This window comes from Shinella zoogloeoides (assembly GCF_022682305.1).
GTDB classification, from domain to species: domain Bacteria; phylum Pseudomonadota; class Alphaproteobacteria; order Rhizobiales; family Rhizobiaceae; genus Shinella; species Shinella zoogloeoides_B.
In genome coordinates this window covers 595,508-622,064 of record NZ_CP093528.1, presented here as the reverse complement: position 1 = coordinate 622,064, position 26,557 = coordinate 595,508, and the positions used below count along the sequence as shown (strand labels likewise).

The following is a 26,557-nucleotide window of genomic DNA, read 5'->3' as shown; positions in this document are numbered from 1 at the left end:
AGCCTCGCGGAATTGAGGATTGAGAGGGAAATAACCATGCGCAAACACGCATCGCTCCTGCTGGCGGCCACCTTCGCCGTCACGGCGATCATGCCGGTCACATCGGCGAACGCCTTCCCCGGCGCCCCGAAGGGCAGCCAGGTCGAGACCACGTCGAATGTCACGCTCGTCGCCCAGCCGCAGAGCAAGAAACAGGTCGCCCAGAAATACAAGCGCAGCAAGGTGCGCTTCGTGACCGACCAGGCGCCGGGCACCGTGATCGTCGATACGAACAACAAGTATCTCTACTATGTCGAGGGCAACAACCGGGCGACGCGCTACGGCATCGGCGTCGGCCGCGACGGCTTCGGCTGGTCGGGCGTGGTGAAGGTCGGCCGCAAGGCGGAATGGCCGAGCTGGACCCCACCGGCCGAGATGCGCCGCCGCGAGGCCAAGAAGGGCCGCATCCTGCCGGTCGTCCAGGAAGGCGGCGAGGACAATCCGCTCGGCGCGCGCGCGCTCTACCTCTACAAGGGCGGCCAGGACACAATCTTCCGCATCCACGGCACGAACCAGCCCTGGACGATCGGCCAGAACATGTCGTCCGGCTGTATCCGCATGATGAACAAGGACGTGGAGCATCTCTACGCCCGCGCCGATGTCGGCACCAAGGTCATCGTGGTCGGCCCCGGCAACAAGCAGGGTGCGATCAGCTACAACGACCGGGGCGTGGATTTCCTCGGCACGCTCTTCGGCTTCGGCGGCTGAGCCAGGATCACTTCCATCCGCTTCCAGATGCCGGCCTTGCGCCGGCATCTTCGTTTCAGCCGGCGGCGCGCCGCGAAATCAGGAAAGCGCGGCCGGCTTCGTGCCGCCATAGGCCCAGTCGAGCAGTTCGACCGTATGCAGGATCGGGACCTGCGTGCCCGTCGCGATCTGGGTGATGCAGCCGATATTGCCGGTGGCGATGACGTCCGGCTTCAGTGCCTCGATGTTCCTGACCTTGCGCACTTTGAGCTTTGCCGAAATCTCCGGCTGGAGGATGTTGTAGGTGCCCGCCGAGCCGCAGCACAGGTGCCCCTCGGCCGGATCGCGCACCGCAAAGCCCGCCTTCTTCAGAAGCGTCTTGGGGGCCATGGTGATCTTCTGGCCGTGCTGCATGGAGCAGGCCGAGTGATAGGCGACCGTCAGCCCCTTCGCCTCCTGCTGCGGCAGGTCGAGGGTCGCGAGATATTCCGTCACGTCCTTTGCAAGAGCCGAGACGCGCGCCGCCTTGCCGGCATAGGCGGCGTCGAGGCGCAGCATGAAGCCGTAATCCTTGATCGTGGTGCCGCAGCCGGACGCGGTGACGATGATCGCATCCAGCCCGTCCCTCTCGACTTCCTCAAGCCAGACGTCGACATTGCGCCGCGCCGCCTCCAGCGCCTGCTCCTCCCGACCCATGTGATGAACGAGCGAGCCGCAGCACACTTCCCCCGCCGGGGCCACGACCTCCACGCCGAGGCGGGTCAGGAGGCGGATCGTCGCCGCGTTGATCTCCGGCTTCAGCACCGGCTGGGCACAGCCCGAGAGGATCGCCACCCGCCCGCGCCGCGGCCCGGCGGCGGGATGCGTGCCGGGCCCGGCGTTTCCTGCGGCCTTCGGCAGACTGCGCGGCGCAAGGTCGAGCATGGCGGCAAAGGGTTCCAGCGGCTTGAAACGCCTGAAGAGGCCGGCGAAGGGACGGCCAAGCGCCGCCAGCTTCAGCGCGAGGCGGAAGCGGCCCGGGTGGGGCAGCACGGCAGCGAGCACGTTGCGTACCATGCGATCCCGGAAGGGCCGCTTGTAGGTCGCCTCGATATGCATGCGCGCATGATCCACGAGGTGCATGTAGTCGACGCCGGAGGGACAGGTGGTCACGCAGGAAAGGCAGGAGAGGCAGCGGTCGATATGGGTCACGACCTCGGCATCGGCCGGACGGCCGTTCTCCAGCATGTCCTTGATGAGGTAGATACGGCCGCGCGGGCTGTCCAGCTCGTTACCGAGCGTCACATAGGTTGGACAGGTGGCGGTGCAGAAGCCGCAATGCACGCATTTGCGCAGGATTTTCTCCGAGGACGCGACATGGGGATCGGCGAGCTGTTCGGGGGTAAAGTTGGTCTGCATCAGCGGGCGTCCTTTTCATGCCGGCCTTGGCGCCGCTGCCCCTCACCTGCCTGCCGGCATCCTCTCCCCGTAAACGGGGCGAGGAGCGCTGGGCGCGCCGTTTTCCTCCTTCTCCCCGCTTGCGGGGAGAAGGTCCCGGCAGGGGGATGAGGGGCAGTCACGCAAGCGATCATTGTTGGCCACCCACCATCCGCGACCGGAACAACCCATCCGGATCGAAACTCGCCTTCACCCGCGCCTGCAGCAGCGCCACGGCCTCCGGCTGCGGCTGGTGCGTTTGCGCCGCGGCCAGCACCTCCGGCCGCGCGCGCAGCAGGGTCGCATGCCCGCCGCCGACGGCCTTGACGTAGCGGCGCAGCAGCGCGGCCTCGGGATCGGCCTCCATGCGCAGCCAGACGAGGCCGCCCTGCCAGTCGTAAAAGGCGTCGACGCCGGCTTCGAGGCGGAGCGCCGCGACGAGCTGCTGGCCGGCGGTCGGGGCCACGGAGACACGCCAGAGCGGGCGGGGCGTGCCATCCGCATAGGGCGCGCCGTCGCGGATCTCGCGCCAGAGGCGGAGCGTCGTTTCCGCGTCGAAGCGGGAGACGGCGCCGAAGCGGGCCATGGCGGCAACCAGCTTTTCCGCACGGACGGCGACGGAGGCGGCAAGCCCTTCGAGGCGCAGCACCGTTGCCGCGCCATCGGGCAGCGCGCCGCCGGCGAAACGGCCGCGCACGCTTTCGGGAAGATGCGCCGCACCGGAGACCTCCACGGACATCGACATGGCCGTCGCCATGGCGGCAGCGGCCTCCGCGTCGTTGAGACCGGAGACGACGATGGTCACGGCGGTTTCGGGCATCGGCAGCAGACGGAAGGTGGCTTCGGTCAGCAGCGCCAGCGAGCCGTGCGAGCCGGCGAGAAGCTTGACCAGATCGAGACCGGTGACGTTCTTCATCACGCGCCCGCCGGCCTTCACCACCTCGCCCCTGCCGTTGACGAAGCGCACGCCGAGCAGGCTGTCGCGCGCCGCGCCTGCCGTGAAGCGGCGCGGGCCGGAGGCATTGGTGGCGAAGACGCCGCCGATGGTGGGGATGCCCGAGGTGCCGAGCACGCCGCGCAGGTCGTTCGGCTCGAAGGCGAGCATCTGGCGCTTTTCGGCAAGCGCGGCCTCCACCGCCTCCAGCGGCGTGCCGGCGCGGGCTGTCATGGTCATTTCAGCCGGATTGTAGGCGAGGATGCCGGACAGGCCGCGCGAGGAGAGCTGCTCTGCGCCTTCCGGCGCGGCATGCAGGCTACGCGTGCCGCCACCCCGGATGGCGAGGGGCGTTTTCGACAGCGCGGCGGCCTGGACGAGCCGGGCGGCGGCCTCTTCGGAAAGCGGTTGATGGATCGGCGTCATGCGGCGGGGCGCCCTTCGAGCGGGAAGACCTTGGAGGGATTAAGCAGCCATTGCGGATCGAATGCGGCGCGCACCGCCATTTGCTGTGCAAGATCCACATCCGAATACTGGTGGCGCATCAGGTCGCGCTTCTCGATGCCGACGCCGTGCTCGCCGGTGAGGCATCCGCCGGCATCGACGCAGAGTTTCAGGATGTCGTTGCCGGCCGCCTCCGCCTTGGCCGCCTCTTCCGGGTCGTTGGCGTTGAAGAGGATGAGCGGATGCATGTTGCCGTCGCCGGCATGGAAGACGTTGGCGACGCGCAGGCCGTATTTCGCGACGATCTCCGCCGTGCCGCGCAGCACGTGCGAAAGCTGGCCGAGCGGCACCGTTCCGTCCATGCAGATATAGTCGGCGATGCGGCCGGTCGCGCCGAAGGCGGATTTACGGCCCTTCCAGATCAGCGCCGCTTCCGTCGCGGACTGGCTTTCCTTCACGACCTTCACGCCATGGCCTCCGGCGATCTCGATGATGCTGGCCAGCATCGCCTCCATCTCGGCTTCCGAACCCTCGACTTCGACGATCAGCAGCGCCTCGACATCCATCGGATAGCCGGCCTGCGCGAAGGCCTCGCAGATTTCGATGGCGGGCTTGTCCATGAACTCGATGGCGACGGGAATGATGCCCGCGCCGATGACATCGGCGACGCAGGCCCCCGCCTCTTCCGAACTGTCGAAGCCGAAAAGCACCGGGCGCGCGCCCTCGGGTTTGGCGATGAGGCGCACCGTCGCCTCCGTGACGATGCCGAGCTGGCCCTCGCCGCCGCAAACCACGCCGAGCAGGTCCAGCCCCCCGGCATCGAGCGCCTTGCCGCCAAGCTCGATGATCGTGCCGTCGATGAGCACCAGCTTGACGCCGAGCAGGTTGTTGGTCGTCACGCCGTATTTCAGGCAGTGCGCGCCGCCGGAATTCATACCGATATTGCCGCCGATGGTGCAGGCGAGTTGGGAACTCGGGTCCGGCGCGTAGAAATAGCCGTCGGCGGACACGGCATCGGAAATCGCAAGATTGGTGACGCCGGCCTGGACGGTCGCCGAGCGGTTGGCATAATCGACCTCCAGGATGCGCGACATCTTGGAAAGGCCGACGACGACCGCGTCCTCCTGCGGGATCGTGCCGCCGGAAAGCGAGGTGCCCGCCCCGCGCGGCACGACGGGCACGCCATAGCGATGACAGTATTTCAGCACCGCCGCGACCTGTTCCGTCGTCTCCGGCAGGGCGACGGCGAGCGGCAGGCGGCGATAGGAGACGAAGGCGTCGGTCTCGAAGGGCACCAGCTCGCGCGGCTCGTGGACGAGGCAACCTTCCGGCAGAAGGTCGAGGAGATCGACGACGATTTCCCGGCGGCGGGCAAGCACCGCGGCGCGCGGCTCCAGGAACCCGATCTGATCCATATCCTTGCCTCCCCCGCCTTTTCCACGCACAACACCGGATGCAAAAGCACTATGCCCTTTTTCGGGCACATGCAAAGTGGTCCATTTTTCTTACCACTTCCTATTACCGCCCGCAAATGCTAAGCATTTTGTCCGCTTCGGAAACAATGGACGCGACTGCATGACAAATCTCGGCGACCTCGAAATCTTCTCCCGCGTCATCGCCATGGGCAGCATGTCCGCCGCAGGCCGCGCGCTCGGACTTTCCCCGGCCGTCGTCTCCAAGCGCGTGAAAAGACTTGAGGAACGCCTCGGCACCCGCCTCTTCCAGCGCACGACGCGGCAAATCTCGCTGACCGAGGCCGGACAGGGCTTCTACGAGCGCATCGTCGGCATCCTCGCCGGCATCGAGGAGGCGGAAGCCTTCGTGTCCGGCCGGTCCGGCGCGGTGCGCGGCTCGCTCAGGATTTCCGCGCCCACCTCCTTCGGCCGCATGCATATCGCGCCCCATCTCAAGGGCTTCATGGACCAGTATCCCGAGCTGGTCGTCAACCTCATCCTGACCGACGACTTCTCCGATATCGTCGGCGGCGGCTTCGATCTTGCCATCCGAATCGGCGAACTGTCCGACTCGTCCCTCGTCGCCCGCAGGCTCGCCCCGGTGCGCCGCGTGCTCTGCGCCTCACCCGGCTATCTCGCCCGCCGCGGCGTGCCGGCCACGCTCGAGGACCTTGCCCAGCATGTCTGCTTGCCGCCGCACACGCAGGACGTCTGGCGGCTGGAAGGGCCGGAGGGCAGCGTCACCTATCGCCCGCAAGGACCGCTCTACACCAATTCCTCGGAAGTGGTGAGCGAGGCGGTGACCTCCGGCATGGGCATCGCGCTGCGCTCGACCTGGGATATCGGCCCGGCGCTGAAGAACGGCGAGCTGGTGCAGGTGCTGCCCGACTACGAAAGCTCGCGCAACGTGGTGCTGTCGGCGGTCTATCCCAGCCGGCAGTTCCTGCCCGTCAAGGTGCGGCTGTTCATCGATTATCTCGCCGAACTGTTCGGCCCCCTGCCCTACTGGGAGCGCTGAGGCCTTCAGCCGGTCAGTGCCGGTCCTCTTCCGCGTGCCGGTGACGGATCGCGCGGACGAGCAGCCACATGCCGAGGATGACGAAGGGCACGGCGACGCCGGTCAGCGTTTCCGGCTTGATCGGCAGACCGAGGCCGTGTGCGGCCTTGGCCACATAGCCGAAGAGGCCGACGACATAGTAGGAAATCGCCGCCACCGACAGGCCTTCGACGGTCTGCTGCAGGCGGAGCTGCAATTTCGCGCGCCGGTCCATGGAATTGAGCAGCGTCGAATTGAGCTGCTCCAGTTCCACGTCGATCCAGCTTCTCAGCAACGCCGTGGCGCGGGCGAGCTTGCGCGACAGGTTCGCCTGCCGCTCCTCGACGGACTGGCAGGTGCGCATGGCGGGCGCCAGCCGGCGTTCCAGGAAGAAGCCCAGCGTCTCGTAGCCCGGCACCGCGGTCTCGGCCAGCGTTCGGATGCGCTCCTGCACGATGCCGTAATAGGCGCGGCTCGCGCCGAAGCGATAGAGGCTGAGCGCGGCATTGGCCTCCAGCTCGGCGGCAAGGCGGGTGATCTCCGTCAGAAGCGCGTCGGCCCTGTCGCGGGCATGCTGCTTCATGGCGTTGGTGATGCCGGTCAGCCCATCCTCGATGCGGCGGATTTCCGGCGACAGCGACTGGGCGAGCGGCAGCCCCATCATGGCGAGCGTGCGGTAGGTCTCGATGTCGAGCAGGCGCTGGACGAGCGCACCCCTCCCCGCCTCGGTCATGCCGCGATCAATGACGAGGATCTGCGTCAGCCCGTCGCCGTTCTGTCGGAAGTCGGTGAGGACGACGCCCTGGCCGTTCTTGATCTCGCTGTAACAGAGGCTCGTCGGATCGAAGGTAGCGATCGCCTCGCGCGTTTCCGGCGAATCGGGGCGGATTTCCAGACGGATGCCCGAGATCAGCGTGCCGGGCGGCGAGAAGCTGTCGCCGAACGGATGGACCGCGACCTCGCCGCCGAATTTCTCCGGCACCGGCGCATCCCAGAAATAGGTCGAGAATTCGGTGTGCCGCTCCCAGCGCAGCGTGCCCTGCCCCCAGCTCAGCGCGTGGTGGCTGGAATCGCGGCCGGGCGGCGAGATGCCGCGCGAGCGCGACAGTTCCGCCATCACGGCATGATCGACGGCCGAGCCGCCCTCCGTCAGGAAGGCGAGCTGGAAGATGACGCGCGGCGACGGCACCAGCGCATACGGTCTTGCATGAATTTCCCCGAGCGCCTGCGCACGCGCGGTCGCCTGCGGAAAGGCGAAGCTGCCCTTTGCCATGTCTGCACGTTCCCCCTCATGCGCAACGGCATAGTCTTAACAAATGTCAGGCATGCGCCGATAGGGCGCATTGACGCAGGCCGAAAGGCGAGGACTGGACAAGATTGTTGACCAGTTTCCGCCCGCTTGGGTAGTATCGGCGGTGTGAGCGACACCGACTTCGACCTTTTCTCCCGCATCAGCCATAGCCGGACCTCGGACGAGGTCGTGCGGCAGATCGAGCTTTTGCTGCTTGAAGGGGTGCTGCGCGACGGCGACAAGCTGCCGGGCGAGCGCGAGCTTTCCAGGCGCCTCGACGTTTCCCGCCCCATCCTGCGCGAGGCGCTGAAGGAACTGGAGAGCCGGGGGCTGCTCATCAGCCAGCACGGCGACGGCACCTATGTCGCCGATATCATTGGCCAGGTCTTTTCCCGCCCCGTGGTCGATCTCATCGCCCGCCACCAGCGCGCGACGGAGGACTATATCGAATACCGCCGCGAACTGGAGGGCATCACGGCGGACCTCGCCGCCCGCCGCGCAACGGACTACGACCGGCAGGCGCTGACGCGCATCATGCAGGCGATGCGCACGGCCCATGCCGAAGGCTCCTTCGACGCCGAACTGCAGGCCGACGTCGACCTGCACAACGCCATCGGCGAGGCGGCGCACAACATCGTGCTGCTGCACACGCTGCGCGCCTGCTACCGGCTGCTCACGCAGGGCATCTTCTTCCATCGCCACCTCGTCTTTTCCTCGCCGGCGGCGCGCGCGGACCTCCTCGCCCAGCACGAGGCCATCCATGCCGCCATCATGGTGGGCGACGGCAATGCGGCGCGGAACGCCGCGCAGGCGCATATGGATTATATCGCCGTCGCGATCCGCGAGGCGGCACGCAGCGGGGAATGGCAGAGAATTTCCCAGTTGCGCCTGCAAAAGCGCCGCCTGCCCCCACAAGCCTGACTTGCGCCGCAAATCTCGCGCAAGCAAGATGTCCGATAACGACTCAACGAGCACTTCCCGACAAGAGGAATGAAAAAGACCTTGAACATTCTCAACCGTATCGTCAGCGACGTCCATCTCATGTTCCGCCGGCCCGTGCGCGAACAGTACGGCGCGCTGTGCTATCGGGTGAAGAAGAAGCACGCGGCGGTCGAGGTCCTCATCATCACCAGCCGCGACACCGGCCGCTGGGTCATTCCCAAGGGCTGGCCGATGGACGGCAAGAGCGCATCGGCCGCCGCCGCGCGCGAAGCCTGGGAAGAGGCCGGCGTGAAGGGCACGGTCGGCGCGGAGCCTGTCGGCAGCTACCACTACATGAAGGGCCTGCCGCACGGCCTCAAGGTCGACTGCCGGGTGCGCGTCTTCCCGCTCGCCGTCGACGACGTCTGCAAGAACTTTCCAGAAAAGGGCGAGCGCCGCGCCGAATGGGTCGACTGCGCCGAGGCCGCCAGCCGCGTGCAGGAGCCGGGCCTGAAGACGCTCCTCATCGCCTTCGAGCGGAAAATCCTCGGCGAGGCCGTTCCCGGCGCCAAAAACGGCGCGGCCGGCGCCTGACGGGCCTTTCTCATATTGCCGCCTGTGCCATGAGGCGATAGTGCCTTGCGGCGAAACGGAGCAGCAGGAATGGCGAATTCTCAGGTCCGGCTCGGCAAGCCGACGCTGGACAAGGATCTGGAAAAACTGACCTTCACCGAACAGGCCACGCATTTCGTGCTGCGGTCGTGGACGGGTGTCGGGATATCGCTCGTCTTCCTGCTCATCACCATGGCCGTCGCCGGATCCTTCGCAACCGGCGCGCCGGGCGTGCTCGTCATCGCCGTCACGGCGGCGCTCGCCGCCTACATGGCCATGAACATCGGCGCGAACGACGTGACGAACAATGTGGGCGCGGCCGTCGGCGCGCGCGCCATGAGCATGGGCGTCGCCCTCATCATCGCGGCGATCTTCGAGATCGCCGGGGCCTTGCTCGCCGGCCAGGGCGTTGCCCAGACGGTCGCCTCCGGCATCGTCGACCGGGCGATCTTCCCAAGCCCCGACGCCTATGCCTGGGCGATGATGGCGGCCCTCGTCTCGGCCGCGATCTGGATCAACATCGCAACGCTCGCCAATGCGCCCATCTCCACCACCCACGCCATCATCGGCGGCGTCATCGGGGCGGGCGCGGCGGCGAGCGGCTTCAAGAGCGTGCAATGGGATTCGATCGCCGTCATCGTGGTGAGCTGGACCGCCTCGCCGATCCTCGGCGGCGTGATCGCGGCGGGGTTCCTCTATTTCATCAAGGAATTCATCATCTACCGCGAGGACAAGATCGACGCGGCCAAGACCTGGGTGCCGGTCCTTGTCGCGCTCATGGCCGGCTCCTTCGCGGCCTTCCTCGCCAATGGCGGCACGAACGGTTTCTATGACCTTTCCCTCGGCAAGGCGCTGCTGGTGGGCCTCGGCTTCGGCATTGCGACCTATGTCATCACGCGGCCGATCATCCGCCGCCACGCGGAAGGCCTCGACAACCGCAACCAGTCGCTGCGTACGCTCTTCCGCCTGCCGCTGATCTGTTCGGCGGCGCTGCTCTCCTTCGCCCATGGCGCGAACGACGTGTCGAACGCCGTCGGGCCGCTCTACGGCGTGGTCTCGGCGCTGAGGACGGGCGCAGCCGGCGGCGGAACGGCGATCCCGCTCTGGGTGATGGTCATCGGCGCCTTCGGCATCTCGCTCGGCCTTCTGCTCTTCGGCCCGCGCCTCATCCGCATCGTCGGCAACGAGATCACCAAGCTCAACCCGATGCGCGCCTTCTGCGTGGCGCTCTCCTCCGCCGTCGCCGTGCTGACGGCCTCGGCGCTCGCCATTCCCGTCTCCTCCACGCATATCGCGGTCGGCGCTGTGTTCGGCGTCGGCCTGTTCCGCGAGTGGTACACCCGCAATTCCCGCCGCCGCATCGACTATATCCGCAGCCGCGGCAACCGCGTCGCATCGGAAGAGCCGGCGGCGAACCCGGACGAGACCCGCCGGCGTTATCTCGTGCGCCGCTCGCATTTCATGACGATCGTCTCGGCCTGGATCGTGACGCTGCCCGTCTCGGCAGCCCTTGCGGCCCTCGTCTTCCTCGCCCTCAACGCACTCTTCACCTGAGAGGCAGACCATGCGCGCCAATTACCGGATGCAGCGCCTCTTCGTGGCGGACGCCCTCGCGGCGGGCGTGGCCTTCGAGGCCGCCAAGGAGCATTTCCATTACCTGACGAACGTGCTGCGCATGGCGGAAGGCGACGCGGTGCTGCTGTTCAACGGGCGTGATGGAGAATGGCGGGCCGAGCTTTCCTTCCCGACGCGCAAGCGCCTGCTGCTGACGCCCGTGGAACAGACCCGGCCGCAACCGGAACCCTCCGACCTACATTATCTCTTCGCACCGCTGAAGGTCGGCCGGCTCGACTATCTCGTGCAGAAGGCCGTGGAGATGGGGGCCGGCATCCTCCAGCCGGTCATGACGCAGCATGTGCAGGGCAAGATCACCAGCCTCGAGCGGCTGGAGGCCAATGCCGTCGAGGCCGCGGAGCAGTGCGGCATCCTCGCCATTCCGCGCGTCGCCTCGCCGCGCAAGCTGGAGGACCTGCTTGCAGACTGGCCGCGCGAGCGCCGCATCGTCTTCTGCGACGAGGGCCATGGCAGCCAGAATCCACTTCCGGCGCTGCAAGGGATAACGGAACGCAAGCTGGCCTTGCTGGTCGGCCCGGAAGGCGGCTTTTCCGACGAGGAGCGGGCGCTGCTGCGCGGTCTCGACTTCGTGACGCCCATTCCGCTCGGCCCGCGCATCCTGCGCGCCGACACGGCGGCGGTGGCGGCAATGGCGGTCATCCAGGCGGCCATAGGCGACTGGACCTGACAACGCGCAAAGCTCGGTTGGATTTTTTTGAATCTGCCTTGAAAGGAATTCGCTTGCACCGCATCTAATTCCGGTTCAAGCACCCTCCCATGCCCGGCGCTCGCCGGGCGCCATCCGTTCAGAAGAAGACGCCCATGGCCCGTGACACCACCGACCAGACGCCCATCCGCTCCGTCGCGGACATGGCGGAATACCTCGCCGACGGCAACAAGCCGAAGGAGAAGTTCCGCATCGGCACCGAGCACGAGAAATTCGTCTTCTTTACGGCGGACAACAGCCCCGTCCCCTATTTCGGGGAAGCCAGCATCTCCGCGCTACTGAACGGCATGCAGGCGAAGACCGGCTGGGAGCCGATCATGGATGCCGGCAACATCATCGGCCTTGCCGAGCCGACCGGCATGGGCGCCATCTCGCTGGAACCGGGCGGCCAGTTCGAGCTTTCCGGCGCACCGCTGGAAAACCTGCACCAGACCTGCAAGGAATCCAACCAGCATCTCGCCACGCTCCGCGAGATCGCCGAACCGCTCGGCATCCGCTTCCTCGGCATGGGCGGCAGCCCGAAATGGTCCTTCGCCGAAACCCCGCGCATGCCGAAGAGTCGCTACGACATCATGACCCGCTACATGCCGAAGGTCGGCAGCCAGGGCCTCGACATGATGTACCGCACCTGCACGATCCAGGTGAACCTCGACTTCTCCAGCGAAGCCGACATGCGCCGCAAGATGCAGGTGTCGCTGAAGCTGCAATCCATGGCGACCGCGCTCTTCGCCTCCTCGCCCTTCACCGAGGGCAAGCCGAACGGCCTTCTCTCCTGGCGCGGCGACATCTGGCGCGACACGGACAACAATCGCGCCGGCCTCATCCCCTTCGCCTTCAAGCCGGATTTCGGCTTCGAGAACTATGTCGAATGGGCGCTCGACGTGCCGATGTACTTCATCGTGCGCGACGGCAAGTACCATGACTGCACGCATGTCACGTTCCGCCAGTTCATGGCCGGCGCGCTGAAGGGCGAGGTCGCCGATTACGAACCGAATCTCGGCGACTGGACGAACCACCTCTCCACCCTCTTCCCCGATGTGCGCCTGAAGCGCTTCCTCGAGATGCGCGGCGCCGACGGCGGCCCGTGGCGGCGCATCTGCGCGCTGCCCGCTTTCTGGGTGGGGCTGCTCTATGACGACGGCGCGCTCGACGCCGCCGAGGCGCTGACGCGCGACTGGACGGTCGAGGAAGTCACCGCGCTGCGCAACGCCGTGCCGGCCGAGGGCCTCAAGGCCGATTTCCGCGGCAAGCCGCTGCTCGACGTCGCCCGCGAAGTCGTCTCGATCTCCCGCCAGGGCCTTGCCGCCCGGGCGCGCGTCAATGGCGACGGTGTCGACGAAACGGTCTTCCTTGCCCCGCTCGACGAGGTGCTGGCCAAGAAGGCGACGCTGGCCGAGGACATGCTGGCGCTCTACAACGGCCGCTGGAACGGCTCTGTCGAGCCGGTCTTCGCCGAGTACCAGTACTGAGCCTGCCCCAAGAAAGCGGTTTGCGCGGCTGAGATTCCCGTTATAGTGCAGGCACATGCATGTGCCTGCCAGGGAAGGGGTTTGCGATGGTTTCGCTTTACGACATGATGATGCAGGCACAGAACGGCAATGCCGTCGAGGTGATGGCGCGGCAGTTCGGCCTGGCGCAGGAACAGGCGACCAAGGCCGTCGCGGCGCTGATGCCAGCCTTTTCCGAGGGCTTCAAGCGCAATGCCGCCAATCCCTACGACATGGCCGCCTTCATGAAGGCGCTGACCACCGGCGACCATGCGAAATATTTCGAGGACATGGGCAAGGCCTTCACGCCGCAGGGAATGGCGGAAGGCAACGGCATCCTCGGCCATCTCTTCGGCAACAAGGACGTCTCGCGCGCCATCGCCGCGCAAGCGGCGCAGATGACCGGCATCGGCCAGGAAATCTACAAGCAGATGCTGCCGGCCATGGCGAGCGCGCTGATGGGCGGAATCTTCAAGCAGTCCCTCGCGCCGTTCTTCCCCGGCGCAGGCACGGGCGGCACGGCGCAGGCCAATCCCCTCGCCGACATGATGCAGCAATGGGCCGAGGCGACCGGTTTCGCCAAGAAGCCGGAACCGGCCAACCCCTTCACCGACAATCCCTTCACGCAGGCCGCGCAGGAATTCTTCGGCACGAAGAAGGACGCGCCGTCCAATCCCTTTACCGACAATCCCTTCGCCAAGGCCTTCCAGGACATGATGGCCGGCATGGGCGGCCAGCCGGCGAGCGGGAAACCGAGCGCGCCGGAAGAAGGGTCTGCGGCGGACTCGCTGAAGAGCCTCGTCAACACGATGTTCGATACGGGCCTGGAAATGCAGAAGGATTACCAGCGCAACATCGAGTCGATCTTCGAGACCATGCGCAACGGCATGGAGGCCGGCGGCGGCAAGAAGGCCTGAGCAATCGGGCAGCCTGCTGGAAGACGCCCGCACCGCCAAGAAAAAGCCCGGCGCGGACCTTGGGGATCGCACGCCGGGCAAGCGGCAGGGTTATTGGCTCTCACCCTGCGGGGAAGTCTCCTGTCGTCCCGTCCGCCGGGACGACACAATCAATCCGTTCGGCCGCTGCGCAGATGGCGACGGGCGCGCTCGCGCGCCGCGATCGTCAGATGCAGGCCCGCATCGGAGAAGTAGGATGCGGCGCGCACATCCTTCACATCGTTGCGGCACAGCCCCATGTCGAAGAGCTGGTAATCCTCCAGCTCGCTCAGCCGTTCGATCAGCCGGCGATTCTGCCATGCACGGATAAATCTGGAAGCGGCGCTGCGGGCGCGGGCAAAGAGGCCCGGCGTCGGCCGGCGCGTCGCGAGAATATCGATTTCCATCTTACGGTCGATCATGCGCATGGCATTTTCTCCTTTCCGGTCCCGCGCACCATCGTCCCGATGGGGTTCACGCGATACCTGTGATCGTTGCCGCCCACGCAAACGGGCGGCGGTTCAGAGCTGATTTCAAGTGGGGGCCACTCACCGGGAGGCCTGCGGCGAAGCGGCATTCTCCGAAGAACGTTGACCGTTGGACAGGTCATCGTTCAACAATTGCTTTTTCGCAGAATCTCATTGATCAGTCCAACGAATGTTTCTAATAGTATCAATCAAACAATCTTATGGGTATCGTTATGTCCGCTCCGTTAGACATAGATCAGCTTCAGACCTTCGTCGCGATCGCCGATACCGGGAGCTTCACGCGGGCGGCGGAGCGGGTGTTCAAGACCCAGTCGGCCGTTTCCATGCAGATGCGGCGCCTTGAGGAACGCATCGGCAAGCAGCTCTTCATGAAGGACGGCCGCGGCAACCGGCTGACGGCGGAGGGCGAGCGCCTGCTCAACTACGCCCGCCGCATGCTGCGCCTCACCAACGAGGCCATCGCCGCCTTCGACGACAACCGCCTCGAAGGCATGCTGCGCATCGGCACGCCGGACGACTATGCCGACCGCTACATGCCCGAGATCATCATGCGCTTTGCCAAGACGCATCCGAATGTCGAGCTGTATATCGTGTGCGAACCCTCCGTGGACCTCGCCGAGAAGATGGCGAAGGGCGAGCTGGACATCGCGCTCGTCACGCACAATCCGCGCCAGCGCCAGTCGGACGTGGTACGGACCGAACCGCTGTGCTGGGTCATGTCCGCCAACCATCCGCTGCCGGAAAACGCGCCGGTGCCGCTCGCCGTCGGCCGGCGGGACTGTCAGTGGCGGCAGATCGCCTGCGCGGCGCTCGATTCGGTCGGGCGTGACTATCAGGTCCTGTTCACGAGCTGGTCCTCCACCGTCGTCGCCGCCGCCGTCATGGCGGGCATGGCCGTGTCGGTGCTGCCGGAATCGGCGCTTCGGCCGGGCATGAAGGTGCTGACGCAGGCGGACGGCTTCCCGCCGCTCGCTCCCGTGCAGATCGGTATCATGCGCCGGCCGGGCCTTTCGCCCTCGCTGTCCAACGCCATCACCAGCCACATCACCGCCTGCCTCGACAACATCACGCCGCTGACGGCGGCCGATGACCTGCCCGAGGCAGAGGTGAAGGTCTTCCCGCGCATGCCGCGGCTGAGGCCCGGGCAGATCCTCCCCGGATGGTGACCCTCATTCCCGTGGATGGCGCGCCCCTCGGCAGGCCCGGCCCATCCACGGTGGCGATCAGGCCCGCCCGCAAGGACGAAGTCGAGCCGTTGCAGCGGATCGAACGATCCGCCGCGCAGGCCTTCCGTCTGATCGAGGCGCTTTCCTGGATCGCCACCGGCGACGTGCAGGACGCCGGGCGGCATCTGGACCTCATCGCCAAGGGCACGAACTGGGTGGCGACCGCCGACGGCGACAGCCCTGTCGGCTTCCTCAGCGCCGAGATCGCCGGACCGGAGCTGCACATCTGGGAGATTTCGGTGGATCATCTCCACCAGGGGTTCGGTATCGGCCGGAAGCTGATCCGCCATGCGGTCGAGGCGGCGGCGGCGCGCGGCCTAGCAGCCGTCACGCTCACCACCTTCCGCACCATTCCGTGGAACTGCCCGTTCTACGAACGGCTCGGCTTCAGCCTGCTCGACGAGGCCGGGCTTTCCCCGCGCCTTGCCGGCGTGCTCGACATGGAAGCCGAACATGGCTTGCCGCGCGACACGCGCTGCGCCATGCGGCTCACGCTGCCGGCGGCGTGAGTGCCGCCGGCCGTCAGGTCATGGCAAGCCAGACGCCGAGCCATATCCACAGCAGCATGACGACCAGAAGGCCGGCGATGAAGAGCGGGCGGCGATAGCGCAGGCGATTGCTGGTGACATGCACATAGGCATGGACATAGCGCAGCGCCACGAACAGCCAGCCGCCGGCCACCGTGACCGTGTTGTCGGCATCCACGAGATAGAGAAGGATGCTCACCGCATAGAAGAGCACCGGCAACTCGAACTGGTTGGCGATGGCATTCTTGACGACGAGGCTTTCGGCCGGCTCCTCGCGGTTCTCGCGGAACTGGTCGGGCTGCGCCCGCCCTTCCCTGACCGCGCCCATGCGGCGCGAGGAGAGCAACAGGTAGAGGCAGAAGACGAGTGCGACATGCGCGATCATCGGCCAGATCGTGGCTTCCGGGGGAGACATGGTAATCCTTCGGCTTGCGGCTCAGCCTTTTGAATAGGTGTTTACGGCGGAAGCCTCAACCGGAAACCGCCGCCCGGCAAGCCGAAGGCTCTATCTCATTGCGGCGTCAACACTTCCGTGCCGGAGCCGTCCTTGCCGCTGATCGTCCAGGCCCCGTGCAGCGAACCGTCGCTCTGCACTTCGTAGACGATGAGGCCGACCGCATCGCCCAGCACATAGGCGGCCGCAAAGGCGTTGTCGTAGAGCATGCAGATGCCGTTGGACGTGGTTCCGCCGGTATTCCACTCGATGGCGCAGGTCGTCTCGCTGGTCAGCTCGATCGTCGCCGTGCCGTTGTAGGACGAGCCGTCGAGATTCGTGCCCTCCACGGTATAGGTTCCGGCATTGACGGTTTGCGCCTGCGCAGGCGCGATCAGTCCCAGGCCCAGCAGGGCGCCAGCCAGTATCTTCCTCATGATATCCCCCGGATGAACCGGCGAGATTGCCGGTCCCGCACATCCTATGCACAGGAGCGGGAAAACGGAACGGGAATCACCGGCCTTTGAAAACGAAAATGCCCGGCGGAGCCGGGCATCTCGAAGCGGTGCAGGCGATCAGATGGCGCCCGGATAGTTCGGGCTTTCGCGGGTGATCGTCACGTCATGGGCGTGGCTTTCGCGCAGGCCCGCGCCGGAGATGCGCACGAAGGTCGCCTTCTCCTGATAATCCCTGATGTCCTTGCCGCCGACATAGCCCATCGAGGCCCGAAGACCGCCGGCGAGCTGGTGCAGCACGCCCGAGACCGGTCCCTTGTACGGCACCTGGCCCTCGATGCCTTCCGGCACCAGCTTCAGCGTGTCGCGCACTTCCGCCTGGAAGTAGCGGTCGGCCGAGCCGCGCGCCATGGCCCCGACGGACCCCATGCCGCGATAGGCCTTGAAGGAACGGCCCTGGTAGAGGAAGACCTCGCCCGGGCTTTCATCCGTGCCGGCAAGCAGCGAGCCGACCATGACGGCCGACGCGCCGGCGGCGATCGCCTTGGCAAGGTCGCCCGAGAACTTGATGCCGCCATCGGCGATGACCGGGATATCCGCGGCCTGAGCGGCCTCCACCGAGGCCATGACGGCCGCGAGCTGCGGCACGCCGACGCCGGCGACGATGCGGGTCGTGCAGATCGAGCCGGGGCCGATGCCGACCTTGACGGCATCCGCGCCGACATCGATCAGCGCCTTGGTGCCGTCGGTCGTCGCGACGTTGCCGGCCATGATGCGGACCGAGTTCGACAGCTTCTTCACGCGGGCGACGGCATCGAGAACGCGCTGCGAATGGCCGTGCGCGGTGTCGACGACGATGAGGTCGACGCCGGCGTCGATGAGGCGTTCGGCGCGCTCGAAGCCGTCGTCGCCGACGGAGATGGCGGCGGCGGCGCGAAGACGGCCCTGCGCGTCCTTCGAGGCGTTCGGGTTGAGCTGCGACTTCTCGATATCCTTGACCGTAATGAGGCCGACGCAGCGACCGTCGCCATCGACCACCAGCAGCTTCTCGATGCGGTGGCGGTGCAGGAGGCGCTTGGCTTCCTGCTGGTCGACGGTCTCCTTCACCGTGATGAGGTTCTCACGGGTCATCAGCTCGTAGATCTTCTGGGCCGGATCGGAGGCGAAGCGCACGTCGCGGTTCGTCAGGATGCCGACGAGGCGGCCGGCCTTGGCGTTGCCGCCGTTCTCGACGACCGGGATGCCGGAAATGCCGTGCGACTTCATCAGCGACAGCGCGTCGGCGAGCGTGGCGTCCGGGCCGATGGTCACCGGATTGACGACCATGCCGCTTTCGAATTTCTTGACCTGGCGGACTTCCTCAGCCTGCTCGGCGGGCGTCAGGTTGCGGTGGATGACGCCGAGGCCGCCGGCCTGCGCCATGGCGATGGCGAGGCGGCTTTCCGTGACGGTGTCCATCGCGGAGGAGAGGATCGGCAGGTTGAGTTCGAAATCGTGGGCGATGCGGGTCGCGATATTCGTCTGGCCCGGCATGACCTCGGAGTGGCCGGGCTGGAGAAGAACGTCGTCGAAGGTCAGGGCTTCGAGACCTGTCGGAGTTTCAATGATGCGCGCCATGGGCCAAGTTCCTCTAGGGTAAAGCTCACGCACCAAGGGGGACTTTGGGAGCTGTCCGCCGCGGTCGCTTGCAAGAAATTCTTGGAAGTTGGCGAGGGCTGGTAACACGTTCATGACGGGTTGGGAATAGCAAAAAGGCCGCAATCGCTTGCCGGCCGCACTTGTCGACAGCGCAAGAGGAAGCGGCAGCGGGATGAGGGGCCACCGCCTCCGACCGCTGCCAGCCTCTCACAAATCGAACTGATAGCTCACGGGAACGAAGCGATAGCCCGGCCCGGCCTTTTCCACGAAGCCCACGGCGGGGAACGGCATGTGGTAACCGATGAAGGCGAGCCTGTCGGTGGCGATCATGTCGAACACCTTCCTGCGCGTCGCGGCCGCCTGCGCCTTGTCCATATCGAAGCGCACCTCCCAGTCGGGCTGCTGGAGCGAGAGGACGAAATGGTTGGCGGTATCGGCCGTCAGCATCATCGCTTTGCCCTCCGATTCGATACGGAAGATCATGTGGCCGGGCGAATGACCGAAAGCATCGAGACCGGTGATGCCGGGCACGACCTCGCCATCGTTCTCGATGAAGGTGAGCTTTTCGGCGAGCGGCTGCACCTTGGCGAGCACGCCCTGATGCCCCTGCTCGGCCGGCGTTCCCATACGCGCGGGATTGACCCAGAAATCGTATTCCGTGCGGCCGGTGACATAGCGTGCGTTCGGGAAGGTCGGCTTGCCGCCTTCCATCAGCCCGCCGATATGGTCGCCGTGCATGTGGGTGATGACGACGACGGAGATCTGGTCCGGCGTGTAGCCGGCATATTTCAGGCCCTCGACGAGCCGGCCCATGCCGGCGTCGCGCCCACCCTCGCCCATCCCCGTATCGAACAGCACGACCTCGGACCCGGTATCCACCAGCGCCGGGGTGAAGCTGTTGACGAAGGAATCGGCCGGCAGGAAATTCTCCTTGAGCAGCGCGCCGACCGCATCGGCGGACTGGTCGGTGCCGAAGGTCTCGTTCGGCGCGCCGGAAGGGCGCATGCCGTCGCGCACCGTCAGGATGCGGAAGCTGCCGAGCTTGAGGCTGCGGGTCTCCAGCGGTCTTACGCGCATGTCCGTGGCGTCGCTTTCCGTTTGCGCTAGGGCGGCCGCGCGGTTCAGCACCAGCGGCGCGGCCATAGTGGCGACGCCCGCGGCCAGGAACAAGGAGCGGCGCGAGATTGTGGAATGGTCTCCCATGGGCTGATCCTCTTTCTCGAATGACTGCATCGGCAACAGGATGACACGGCCCGATCCGGGACGCTGTCACGATCTCGTCCCGCCGCATCACGGGCTTGTGATCTTCAAAGCGCCCCCTGCCGATTTGACAGATGCCAGAGAGGGGCGCAGAAAACGGCCGGCCCCGCGCAGGAGCGTTTCCGTTTTCCGCAATCCCGCGTCGCTCGCCCCCCGGAATTGCTACACCGATGTGCCGATGAACCGTATCGTCCCCCTCATCCTCGCCGTCGCGCTCTTCATGGAGCAGATGGATTCCACCGTCATCTCCACCTCGCTGCCGGCCATCGCGGCCGATCTCGGGGTCGGGCCAATCACGCTGAAGCTGGCGCTGACCGCCTACATGGTGTCGCTCGCCACCTTCATTCCGCTGAGCGGCTGGATGGCGGACCGCTTCGGGGCCAAGCGCATCTTCCGCCTCGCCATCCTCGTCTTCGTCGCCGGCTCCATCCTCTGCGCCATCTCCGGCAGCCTTCTCGCCTTCGTCGTCTCGCGCTTCCTGCAAGGCATGGGCGGGGCGATGATGACACCCGTCGCACGCCTCGTGCTGGTGCGCAGCACCTCGCGTTCCGAACTCGTCTCGGCCATGGCGCTGCTGACCATCCCCGCGCTCGTCGGCCCGCTCGCCGGCCCGCCGCTCGGCGGCTTCATCACCACCTATTTCTCCTGGCACTGGATCTTCCTGATCAACGTGCCGGTCGGCATCCTCGGCTATGTGCTTTCCGGCATCTACCTGCCGGAGATCCAGGCCGCCGCGCCACCGCCGCTCGACGGCAAGGGTTTCCTCCTCAGCGCCGTCGCCGCCTCCGGCACGATGTTCGGCCTGTCCGTCGTCAGCCTGCCCGCGCTGCCGCCGATCATCGGCATCGCCGCGACCGTCGTCGGCCTCATTTGCGCCGTGCTCTATGTCCGCCACGCCCGGCGCCATCCGGCCCCGCTGCTCGATCTGAAGCTCTTCCACGACAGCGCCTTCCGCGCCGCCGCCATCGGCGGCACGCTGTTCCGCATCTCCGTCGGGGCGGTGCCCTTCCTGATGCCGCTGATGCTGCAGGTCGGCTTCGGCCTGTCGCCGTTCCAGTCCGGCCTCGTCACCTTCACGGGCGCCATCGGCGCGATCACCACCAAGGTCATCGCCAAGCGCGTGCTGACCTTCGCCGGCTTCCGCAGCACGCTGATCGCCGCCAGCATCTTCGGCGCGGCGCTGACCTTCGTGAACGGCCTCTTCACACCAGCCACACCCTTCTGGTTCATGGCCGGCGTGCTGCTGGTCGCCGGCTTCGTGCGGTCCTTCTTCTTCACCAGCGTGAACGCCCTCTCCTTCGCCGACATCGCGGACGCGGACGCCAGCAAGGCGACGTCGATGAGCGCCGTGCTTCAGCAGATGAGCCTTGCCATGGGCGTGGCAGTGGCCGGCGCCATCCTCGAAATCGAGACATTATTGAGCGGCACGCATCTGGAACTGCGGGATTTCCAGACCGCGTTCATGATCATCTCCGCCCTCACGCTGACCGCCGCCATCCCCTTCCTCGCCATGGCGAAGAACACGGGCGCAACGGTTTCCGGCCACCGCATGGCGGCACCGGAAGCGGAAACGACGGCGGTGAAGTAGAAAGGCTATTCAGGCTTTTCGCAGACGGCGGCGATCTTGTTGCCGTCATGGTCGCGGACGAAGGCGGCGTAGAAGCTGGCATGGAACGGGCGCAGGCCCGGTGCGCCCTCGTCCGTGCCGCCGGCGGCAAGCGCCGCGGCGTGGAAGGCGTCTACGGCCGCGCGGTTCGGCGCGACGAGCGCGATGGTGACGCCATTGCCGAAGGTAGCCGGTTCGCGATTGAACGGCTCGACCACCCAGAAGCGACAGCGCACGTCCCCGTCCGCCGCATAGCCGATCTCGCCCGGGGCTTGCCTCTGCCGGATATAGCCGAGGGGCGACAGGGCCGCGTCGTAGAAGCGGCCGGCGCGGGGAAGGTCATTGGTGCCGACGGTCGTATAGAGAAGCATCAGGCTTCCTCGGTTTCTTCCGCCGCGTCGTCTTTCGCCTTGCGGCCCTTGAAGCCCTTGGCGAGCAGGAACATTTCCACCGATTCGGCGCGCGAGGCACCGGGCTTCACATGGATGACCTGCTTGAAATTCTGCTTGAGCATGTTCAGCAGGTCGCGTTCCGTGCCGCCCTGGAAGGTTTTTGCGAGGAAATGCCCGCCCTCGGCCAGAACCTCGACGGCGAAATGCGCGGCGACCTCGCACAGGTGCATGGTGCGCAGGTGGTCCGTCTGGCGGTGGCCGGTGGTGGGCGCGGCCATGTCGGAGATCACGAGGTTCGGCGTGCCGCCGACGGCCTCGATGAGCTTTTGCGGCGCATCGGGATCGAGGAAGTCCATCTGGAGGATGTGCACGCCCGGCAGCGGATCCATCTCCAGGAAGTCGATGGCGGCGACGCGCGGGTCCGTATCCGTCGAGCCCGTCACCTTGGCGGCGATCTGCGACCAGCTCCCGGGCGCCGCGCCAAGGTCGATGATGCGCCGGGCGCCGCCGAGGATGTTATGCTTCTCGTCGATCTCCAGCAGCTTGAAGGCCGCGCGGGCGCGATAGCCCTCCAGCTTGGCGCGCTGCACATAGGGATCGTTGATATGGCGCTCCAGCCAGCGGCGGGAAGAGGCCTTGAGCTTGCCCTTCTTGACCTTCTGGCCGAGCTTGCGGCCGATGGGGGTCTTGGTCATGACGCCTGTCCTTCGGGCTTTGCCGGATTGCGATGGCCGCCGCGATGGTTGCGGCGATGGCGGCCACGGCGCCAGACGCCGTCATCGGCCATCATGTCGGTGAGCAGGCCCTCGCGCAAGCCGCGGTCGGCGACGCGCATGCGGCGCGAGGGCCAGCGCTTGCGGATCGCCTCGAGGATGGCGCAGCCGGCGAGAACGAGGTCCGCCCGGTCCGGTCCGATGCAGGGATTGGCCGCGCGGGCGGAGAAATCCCAGGAGAGCAGCCGAGCCTGCATGGCCGTGACCTCGTCGTCCGAGAGCCATACGCCGTCGACGCGGCGGCGGTCGTAACGCGGCAGGTCGAGATGCACGCCCGCCAGCGTCGTCACCGTGCCGGACGTGCCGATGAGGTGGAAATCCTCCGGCGCATGGGCGCTTTCGCCCGGGCAGTCGAAATTCGCGAGCATGCCCTCGACTTCGGAGACCATGCCGGCAAAGCTTTCCGGCGTCACGTCGCGCCCGCCATGGCGTTCGGAGAGCGTGACGACGCCCACCGGCAGCGAGGTCCAGTGCGTGATGTGGTTGGCAAGGCGGCTGGAGCGGTTGTCGCCGATGCGGATGACCGCGATTTCCGAGGAGCCGCCGCCGATATCGAAGAGCACGACGGATTTCGCCTCGCGGCCGACCAGCGACGAGCAGCCGGAGACCGCAAGCCGCGCCTCGGTTTCGCGATTGATGATTTCGAGTTCCAGCCCGGTCTCTTCGCGCACGCGCTCAAGAAAGACCTCGCCGTTGTCCGCCGCGCGGCAGGCTTCCGTCGCGATGAGGCGGCTGCGGCGGATGTTGCGGTTCTTCAGCTTGGCGGCGCAGATTTTCAGCGCCTCGACGGAGCGGTCCATCGCCTCGTCGGAAAGCCGGCCGCGCGCCGCAAGCCCCTCGCCGAGGCGCACGATGCGCGAGAAGGCATCGACGACGCGGAACTGGCCCGGCCGGGTCGGCTGGGCGATGAGCAGGCGGCAATTGTTGGTGCCGAGGTCGAGCGCGGCATAAAGCGGCGCTTCGTAATGCTCGCGATCGGCCATGCGCTGGGCAGGCGCGAATTCGCGCCGCGGCTCGGCCGCCGGCGCGGGTCGCTGTTCCGCAATCAGGTCGATCGTCGGCAGAAGGCCGGCAGCCTCCGCCACGGTCGGCACGGCGCGTGCCGCCGACTTCTTGCCGCGATGCTTGCGGCGGGCCTTGTGGCCATCCGCCTGACGCTGCTCGTGGGGGGCCTCGCGCTGGCCGACGGGCGCGAGCGGGCGCACGTTCTCGCCGCCCGGACTCTTGCCGTGCCTGCGTCGCTTGTTCCGGCGCGCATTGATGCCGCTGTTTGCGGCCTGGGGGCGCTCGGCGGGCTCGGACGAACCGGCCGCCTGGCCTGCGGGCACGGAAACGGCAGAGGGACTGGTCGCGCCCTTCTGCTTTCCCTTGCGACGGCGCGACCGCTTCGGCCGCCCCGTATTGCCCGCATCTCGCGCCCCGGAAACGGACGGCTTTTCGCCGCTGTCGGGGTCGTTCACGTTACTGCCTATGGCGCCGCGCAAAGCCTGAAGCTGCAAGCAGGCGCTCTCTCGATCTTCGTTGGCGCGACATTACCAGCGCCCGGCCCGTTCGCCAAATTCTTTTTGTGACGGAGCCACGACGGCGCGCCCGCAAACAGGCCGGCGTGATTTTTTCCAAAAAAACCATTTGCAACGCGCCGCCTTTTGTTTATAAGCCCGCCTCACAGGCCCCGGCCACGCCGGAACCAGCCATGCTGGGGAATAGTTCAACGGTAGAACGACGGACTCTGACTCCGTTAATCTTGGTTCGAATCCAGGTTCCCCAGCCAAACTTTCTCCTTGAAAACAGATATTTGCGCCTTGCCAGAGATTTACGCTGCTGGCACGTTGCGCCTGTCTGATTCACACCCTCGTGGAGGAAAGCCCATGGCGCACAAGTTCGAGATCTACAAGGACAAGGCTGGCGAATTCCGTGTTCGCTTCAAGTACAACAGCGAGATCATGTTCTCCACGGAAGGCTATACCAGCAAGGCCAGCGCGCAGAACGCCATCGACTCCATCAAGAAGAACGGCCCCGACGCGCCTGTCGAGGACAATACGCAGGCCTGATCCGCCGCATTTCCCGAAAGCCCGCCCCTCGGCGGGCTTTTCTGTTTCAGAAGGTCGGCGGGGTGCAGGCGCTGATCACCTCGCAGGGCACCGGGCCGACGCAGCGGAAGCGATGCGGGCGGCGGCTTTCGAAATAGTAGGCGTCGCCGGGGCCAAGGATGCGGCGCTCGTCGTCGACCGTCACTTCGAGGCGGCCCGAGAGGACGATGCCCCCCTCCTCGCCATCGTGGACCAACGGCACCTTGCCCGTGTCGGCGCCGGGCTGGTAGCATTCCTTGAGGATTTGCAGACTGCGGCCAAACGTGTTGTCGCCGATCTGGCGGAAGGAGATGGGACCCTTGCCGATCTCCACCAGTTCGTCCGCCCGGTAGAACGCCTTTTTCGGCCGGTCCGGCTCGTAGGCGAAGAATTCGGCAAGGCCGATGGGGATGCCGTCGAGGATGCGCTTCAGCGCGCCGACCGAAGGGTTGGAGGCGTTCGATTCGATCAGCGAGATCGTCGAATTGGTGACGCCGGCGCGCTTGGCCAGTTCCCGCTGGGAGAGATTATGGGCCATGCGCAGATGGCGCAGCCTGCCTCCGATATCGACCGACATGGCATTTCCTGTTTCACATGTTCGAAATAGCGAAAACCGCCCTTCCTACATCTTTTATTTTCAATTGCTTGACGTCAACCAGAAAAGGACTTGTTCAGTCCGGCAAATCATGACGTCTATCCCCTCAACAGAGGAGATATCTGCCATGAACGCCCATAACAAACCCAACGCACCGGTGCTCGACAGCTACTGGATGCCCTTCACCGCCAACCGCCAGTTCAAGGCCGCGCCGCGCCTGCTCGCGAGCGCCGAGGGCATGTATTACACCAGCACCGACGGCCGCACGGTTCTCGACGGCACCGCGGGCCTGTGGTGCGTGAATGCCGGCCACGGCCGCCGCCAGATCGCTTCCGCCGTCGAGCGCCAGCTCACGCAGATGGATTTCGCCCCCTCCTTCCAGATGGGCCACCCGATCGCCTTCGACTTTGCCGAGCGCCTTGCCGAAATCGCCCCCGGTCCCGAGGGCGCCAAGCTTGACCGCGTATTCTACACCGGCTCCGGCTCCGAATCGGTCGATACCGCACTGAAGATCGCCATCGCCTACCAGCGCGCCATCGGCCAGGGCACGCGCACGCGCCTCATCGGCCGCGAGCGCGGCTATCATGGCGTCGGCTTCGGCGGCATCTCGGTCGGCGGCATCCTCAACAACCGCCGCGTCTTCCCGCAGCTCAACGGCTCGGACCACCTGCGCCACACGCATGACCTTGCGAAGAACGCCTATGTGAAGGGCCAGCCGGAGCATGGCGCGGACCTTGCTGATGACCTGGAACGCCTGGTCGCCCTGCATGGCGCGGAAACCATCGCGGCCTGCATCGTGGAACCGGTCGCCGGCTCCACCGGCGTGCTCATTCCGCCGAAGGGCTATCTCGAAAAGCTGCGCGCGATCTGCGACAAGCACGGCATCCTGCTGATCTTCGACGAAGTCATCACCGGCTTCGGCCGCCTCGGCGCCGCCTTCGCCACCGACTATTTCGGCGTGACGCCGGATCTCGTGACGACGGCCAAGGGCCTGACCAACGGCGCGATCCCGATGGGCGCGGTGTTCTCCAGCCGCAAGGTGCACGATGCGCTGATGCACGGGCCGGAAAACGCCATCGAGCTTTTCCACGGCTACACCTATTCCGGCCATCCGGTGGCCTGCGCCGCCGGTATCGCGACGCTCGACATCTACAAGGAAGAAGGCCTGCTGACCCGCGCCGCCGAACTGCAGGACGACTGGTACGACGCGATGCACTCGCTGAAGGGCCTGCCGCATGTCATCGACATCCGCACCATCGGCCTCATCGCCGGCATCGAGCTGTCATCGCGCGACGGCGCGCCGGGCGCACGCGCCTATGACGTCTTCGTCGATTGCTTCGAGAAGGGCCTGCTCATCCGCGTTACCGGCGACATCATCGCCTTCTCGCCGCCGCTGATCGCCGAGAAGAAGCACTTCGAGGATATCGTCTCGATCCTCGGCGATGCGCTGAAGCGCGCCGCCTAATCTTCCCTCCGCGGGAAACGCTGTTATATCTGG

Annotated in this window: 26 protein-coding genes and 1 tRNA gene; 14 read left to right on the top strand and 13 right to left on the bottom strand. The window is 66.2% G+C overall.

All coding sequences use genetic code 11. The features are described 5' to 3' along the window. Positions 1-36: 36 nt before the first annotated feature. Positions 37-747 carry a L,D-transpeptidase gene (locus tag MOE34_RS03035; protein WP_242220880.1) on the top strand — a complete coding sequence of 237 codons (711 nt, stop codon included), beginning with the start codon at positions 37-39 and terminating at the stop codon, positions 745-747. A gap of 78 nt (positions 748-825) precedes the next feature. On the opposite strand, the gene glcF is transcribed toward MOE34_RS03035, so the two are convergent. From glcF to MOE34_RS03020, 3 genes are all read right to left on the bottom strand, one after another. Beyond that, entirely contained in the window at positions 826-2,124 is a 1,299-nt protein-coding gene (gene glcF / locus MOE34_RS03030) for a glycolate oxidase subunit GlcF (protein WP_242220878.1), read from the bottom strand. A gap of 169 nt (positions 2,125-2,293) precedes the next feature. After that, positions 2,294-3,502 (bottom strand): FAD-binding protein, encoded by a 1,209-nt coding sequence (locus MOE34_RS03025; protein ID WP_242220875.1) that lies wholly within the window; start codon positions 3,500-3,502, stop codon positions 2,294-2,296. Beyond that, positions 3,499-4,935 carry an FAD-linked oxidase C-terminal domain-containing protein gene (locus MOE34_RS03020; RefSeq protein ID WP_242220872.1) on the bottom strand — a complete coding sequence of 479 codons (1,437 nt, stop codon included), beginning with the start codon at positions 4,933-4,935 and terminating at the stop codon, positions 3,499-3,501. Before MOE34_RS03020 ends, MOE34_RS03025 begins: the two co-directional genes overlap by 4 nt. Before the next feature lie 160 nt (positions 4,936-5,095). On the opposite strand from MOE34_RS03020, the gene MOE34_RS03015 reads away from it, so the two are divergent. Further along, positions 5,096-5,992, top strand: a complete 897-nt coding sequence (locus MOE34_RS03015; RefSeq protein WP_242220870.1) for a LysR family transcriptional regulator — start codon at positions 5,096-5,098, stop codon at positions 5,990-5,992. Between the two features lie 13 nt (positions 5,993-6,005). Here MOE34_RS03015 and MOE34_RS03010 read toward each other — a convergent pair whose 3' ends face one another. After that, entirely contained in the window at positions 6,006-7,283 is a 1,278-nt protein-coding gene (locus MOE34_RS03010) for a DUF3422 family protein (RefSeq protein ID WP_242220868.1), read from the bottom strand. 144 nt (positions 7,284-7,427) lie between these two features. Here MOE34_RS03010 and MOE34_RS03005 point away from each other — a divergent pair, with 144 nt between their 5' ends. The 6 genes from MOE34_RS03005 to MOE34_RS02980 all read left to right on the top strand — a co-directional run bounded on the left by MOE34_RS03005 (position 7,428) and on the right by MOE34_RS02980 (position 13,579). Further along, entirely contained in the window at positions 7,428-8,222 is a 795-nt protein-coding gene (locus MOE34_RS03005) for a FadR/GntR family transcriptional regulator (protein WP_242220866.1), read from the top strand. Between the two features lie 81 nt (positions 8,223-8,303). Then, positions 8,304-8,816, top strand: coding sequence for an NUDIX hydrolase (locus tag MOE34_RS03000; protein WP_242223721.1), 513 nt, complete (start codon positions 8,304-8,306; stop codon positions 8,814-8,816). A gap of 69 nt (positions 8,817-8,885) precedes the next feature. Next, positions 8,886-10,388: an inorganic phosphate transporter gene (locus MOE34_RS02995; protein ID WP_242220864.1), complete on the top strand. Its 1,503-nt coding sequence runs from the start codon at positions 8,886-8,888 to the stop codon at positions 10,386-10,388. A 10-nt stretch (positions 10,389-10,398) separates the two neighbouring features. Continuing rightward, positions 10,399-11,136 carry a 16S rRNA (uracil(1498)-N(3))-methyltransferase gene (locus MOE34_RS02990; RefSeq protein ID WP_242220862.1) on the top strand — a complete coding sequence of 246 codons (738 nt, stop codon included), beginning with the start codon at positions 10,399-10,401 and terminating at the stop codon, positions 11,134-11,136. A gap of 134 nt (positions 11,137-11,270) precedes the next feature. Further along, the gene (locus tag MOE34_RS02985; RefSeq protein WP_242220860.1) at positions 11,271-12,644 is read left to right on the top strand and encodes a glutamate--cysteine ligase; all 1,374 of its coding nucleotides are present in this window, start codon (positions 11,271-11,273) and stop codon (positions 12,642-12,644) included. Positions 12,645-12,730: 86 nt separating this feature from the next. After that, on the top strand, positions 12,731-13,579 hold the full coding sequence (locus tag MOE34_RS02980) for a DUF937 domain-containing protein (protein ID WP_242220858.1): 849 nt from the start codon (positions 12,731-12,733) through the stop codon (positions 13,577-13,579). Positions 13,580-13,728: 149 nt separating this feature from the next. Here the strand turns inward: MOE34_RS02980 and MOE34_RS02975 are convergent, their stop codons facing one another. Then, complete coding sequence (locus MOE34_RS02975) at positions 13,729-14,025, bottom strand: DUF1127 domain-containing protein (RefSeq protein ID WP_242220856.1); 297 nt, start codon at positions 14,023-14,025, stop codon at positions 13,729-13,731. A gap of 272 nt (positions 14,026-14,297) precedes the next feature. Between MOE34_RS02975 and MOE34_RS02970 the strand changes: the two genes are divergently transcribed. Together MOE34_RS02970 and MOE34_RS02965 are read left to right on the top strand one after the other, a co-directional pair. Next, the gene (locus MOE34_RS02970; protein WP_242220854.1) at positions 14,298-15,251 is read left to right on the top strand and encodes a LysR substrate-binding domain-containing protein; all 954 of its coding nucleotides are present in this window, start codon (positions 14,298-14,300) and stop codon (positions 15,249-15,251) included. Further along, the gene (locus MOE34_RS02965; RefSeq protein ID WP_242220851.1) at positions 15,245-15,820 is read left to right on the top strand and encodes a GNAT family N-acetyltransferase; all 576 of its coding nucleotides are present in this window, start codon (positions 15,245-15,247) and stop codon (positions 15,818-15,820) included. The genes MOE34_RS02970 and MOE34_RS02965 overlap by 7 nt, the downstream gene beginning before the upstream one ends. Positions 15,821-15,833: 13 nt before the next feature. On the opposite strand, the gene MOE34_RS02960 is transcribed toward MOE34_RS02965, so the two are convergent. The 4 genes from MOE34_RS02960 to MOE34_RS02945 form a co-directional block, all read right to left on the bottom strand. After that, complete coding sequence (locus MOE34_RS02960) at positions 15,834-16,253, bottom strand: MAPEG family protein (protein WP_242220849.1); 420 nt, start codon at positions 16,251-16,253, stop codon at positions 15,834-15,836. A 95-nt stretch (positions 16,254-16,348) separates the two neighbouring features. Then, entirely contained in the window at positions 16,349-16,708 is a 360-nt protein-coding gene (locus MOE34_RS02955) for a hypothetical protein (protein WP_242220847.1), read from the bottom strand. 138 nt (positions 16,709-16,846) lie between these two features. Beyond that, entirely contained in the window at positions 16,847-18,343 is a 1,497-nt protein-coding gene (gene guaB / locus MOE34_RS02950) for an IMP dehydrogenase (RefSeq protein ID WP_242220843.1), read from the bottom strand. Between the two features lie 228 nt (positions 18,344-18,571). Further along, on the bottom strand, positions 18,572-19,567 hold the full coding sequence (locus tag MOE34_RS02945; protein WP_242220841.1) for an MBL fold metallo-hydrolase: 996 nt from the start codon (positions 19,565-19,567) through the stop codon (positions 18,572-18,574). 235 nt (positions 19,568-19,802) lie between these two features. Here MOE34_RS02945 and MOE34_RS02940 point away from each other — a divergent pair, with 235 nt between their 5' ends. Further along, the gene (locus tag MOE34_RS02940) at positions 19,803-21,212 is read left to right on the top strand and encodes a DHA2 family efflux MFS transporter permease subunit (RefSeq protein WP_242220838.1); all 1,410 of its coding nucleotides are present in this window, start codon (positions 19,803-19,805) and stop codon (positions 21,210-21,212) included. 5 nt (positions 21,213-21,217) lie between these two features. Here the strand turns inward: MOE34_RS02940 and MOE34_RS02935 are convergent, their stop codons facing one another. Genes MOE34_RS02935 through MOE34_RS02925 form a run of 3 tightly spaced genes read right to left on the bottom strand, consistent with a single transcriptional unit; the run spans position 21,218 to position 23,855 of the window. Beyond that, positions 21,218-21,601 (bottom strand): VOC family protein, encoded by a 384-nt coding sequence (locus tag MOE34_RS02935; protein ID WP_242220836.1) that lies wholly within the window; start codon positions 21,599-21,601, stop codon positions 21,218-21,220. Continuing rightward, positions 21,601-22,317 (bottom strand): RlmE family RNA methyltransferase, encoded by a 717-nt coding sequence (locus tag MOE34_RS02930; RefSeq protein WP_242220834.1) that lies wholly within the window; start codon positions 22,315-22,317, stop codon positions 21,601-21,603. Before MOE34_RS02930 ends, MOE34_RS02935 begins: the two co-directional genes overlap by 1 nt. Then, a complete protein-coding gene (locus tag MOE34_RS02925) occupies positions 22,314-23,855 on the bottom strand; it encodes a Ppx/GppA phosphatase family protein (RefSeq protein WP_242220831.1) in 1,542 nt (513 codons plus the stop codon). The genes MOE34_RS02930 and MOE34_RS02925 overlap by 4 nt, the downstream gene beginning before the upstream one ends. 237 nt (positions 23,856-24,092) lie before the next feature. Between MOE34_RS02925 and MOE34_RS02920 the strand changes: the two genes are divergently transcribed. Next, positions 24,093-24,166: transfer RNA gene (locus MOE34_RS02920), tRNA-Gln, on the top strand. Between the two features lie 97 nt (positions 24,167-24,263). Next, on the top strand, positions 24,264-24,446 hold the full coding sequence (locus MOE34_RS02915) for a YegP family protein (RefSeq protein ID WP_160787825.1): 183 nt from the start codon (positions 24,264-24,266) through the stop codon (positions 24,444-24,446). Positions 24,447-24,492: 46 nt separating this feature from the next. On the opposite strand, the gene MOE34_RS02910 is transcribed toward MOE34_RS02915, so the two are convergent. Further along, entirely contained in the window at positions 24,493-25,041 is a 549-nt protein-coding gene (locus MOE34_RS02910) for a cupin domain-containing protein (protein ID WP_242220830.1), read from the bottom strand. 145 nt (positions 25,042-25,186) lie between these two features. Between MOE34_RS02910 and MOE34_RS02905 the strand changes: the two genes are divergently transcribed. Beyond that, positions 25,187-26,524: an aspartate aminotransferase family protein gene (locus MOE34_RS02905; RefSeq protein WP_242220828.1), complete on the top strand. Its 1,338-nt coding sequence runs from the start codon at positions 25,187-25,189 to the stop codon at positions 26,522-26,524. Positions 26,525-26,557: the final 33 nt, after the last annotated feature.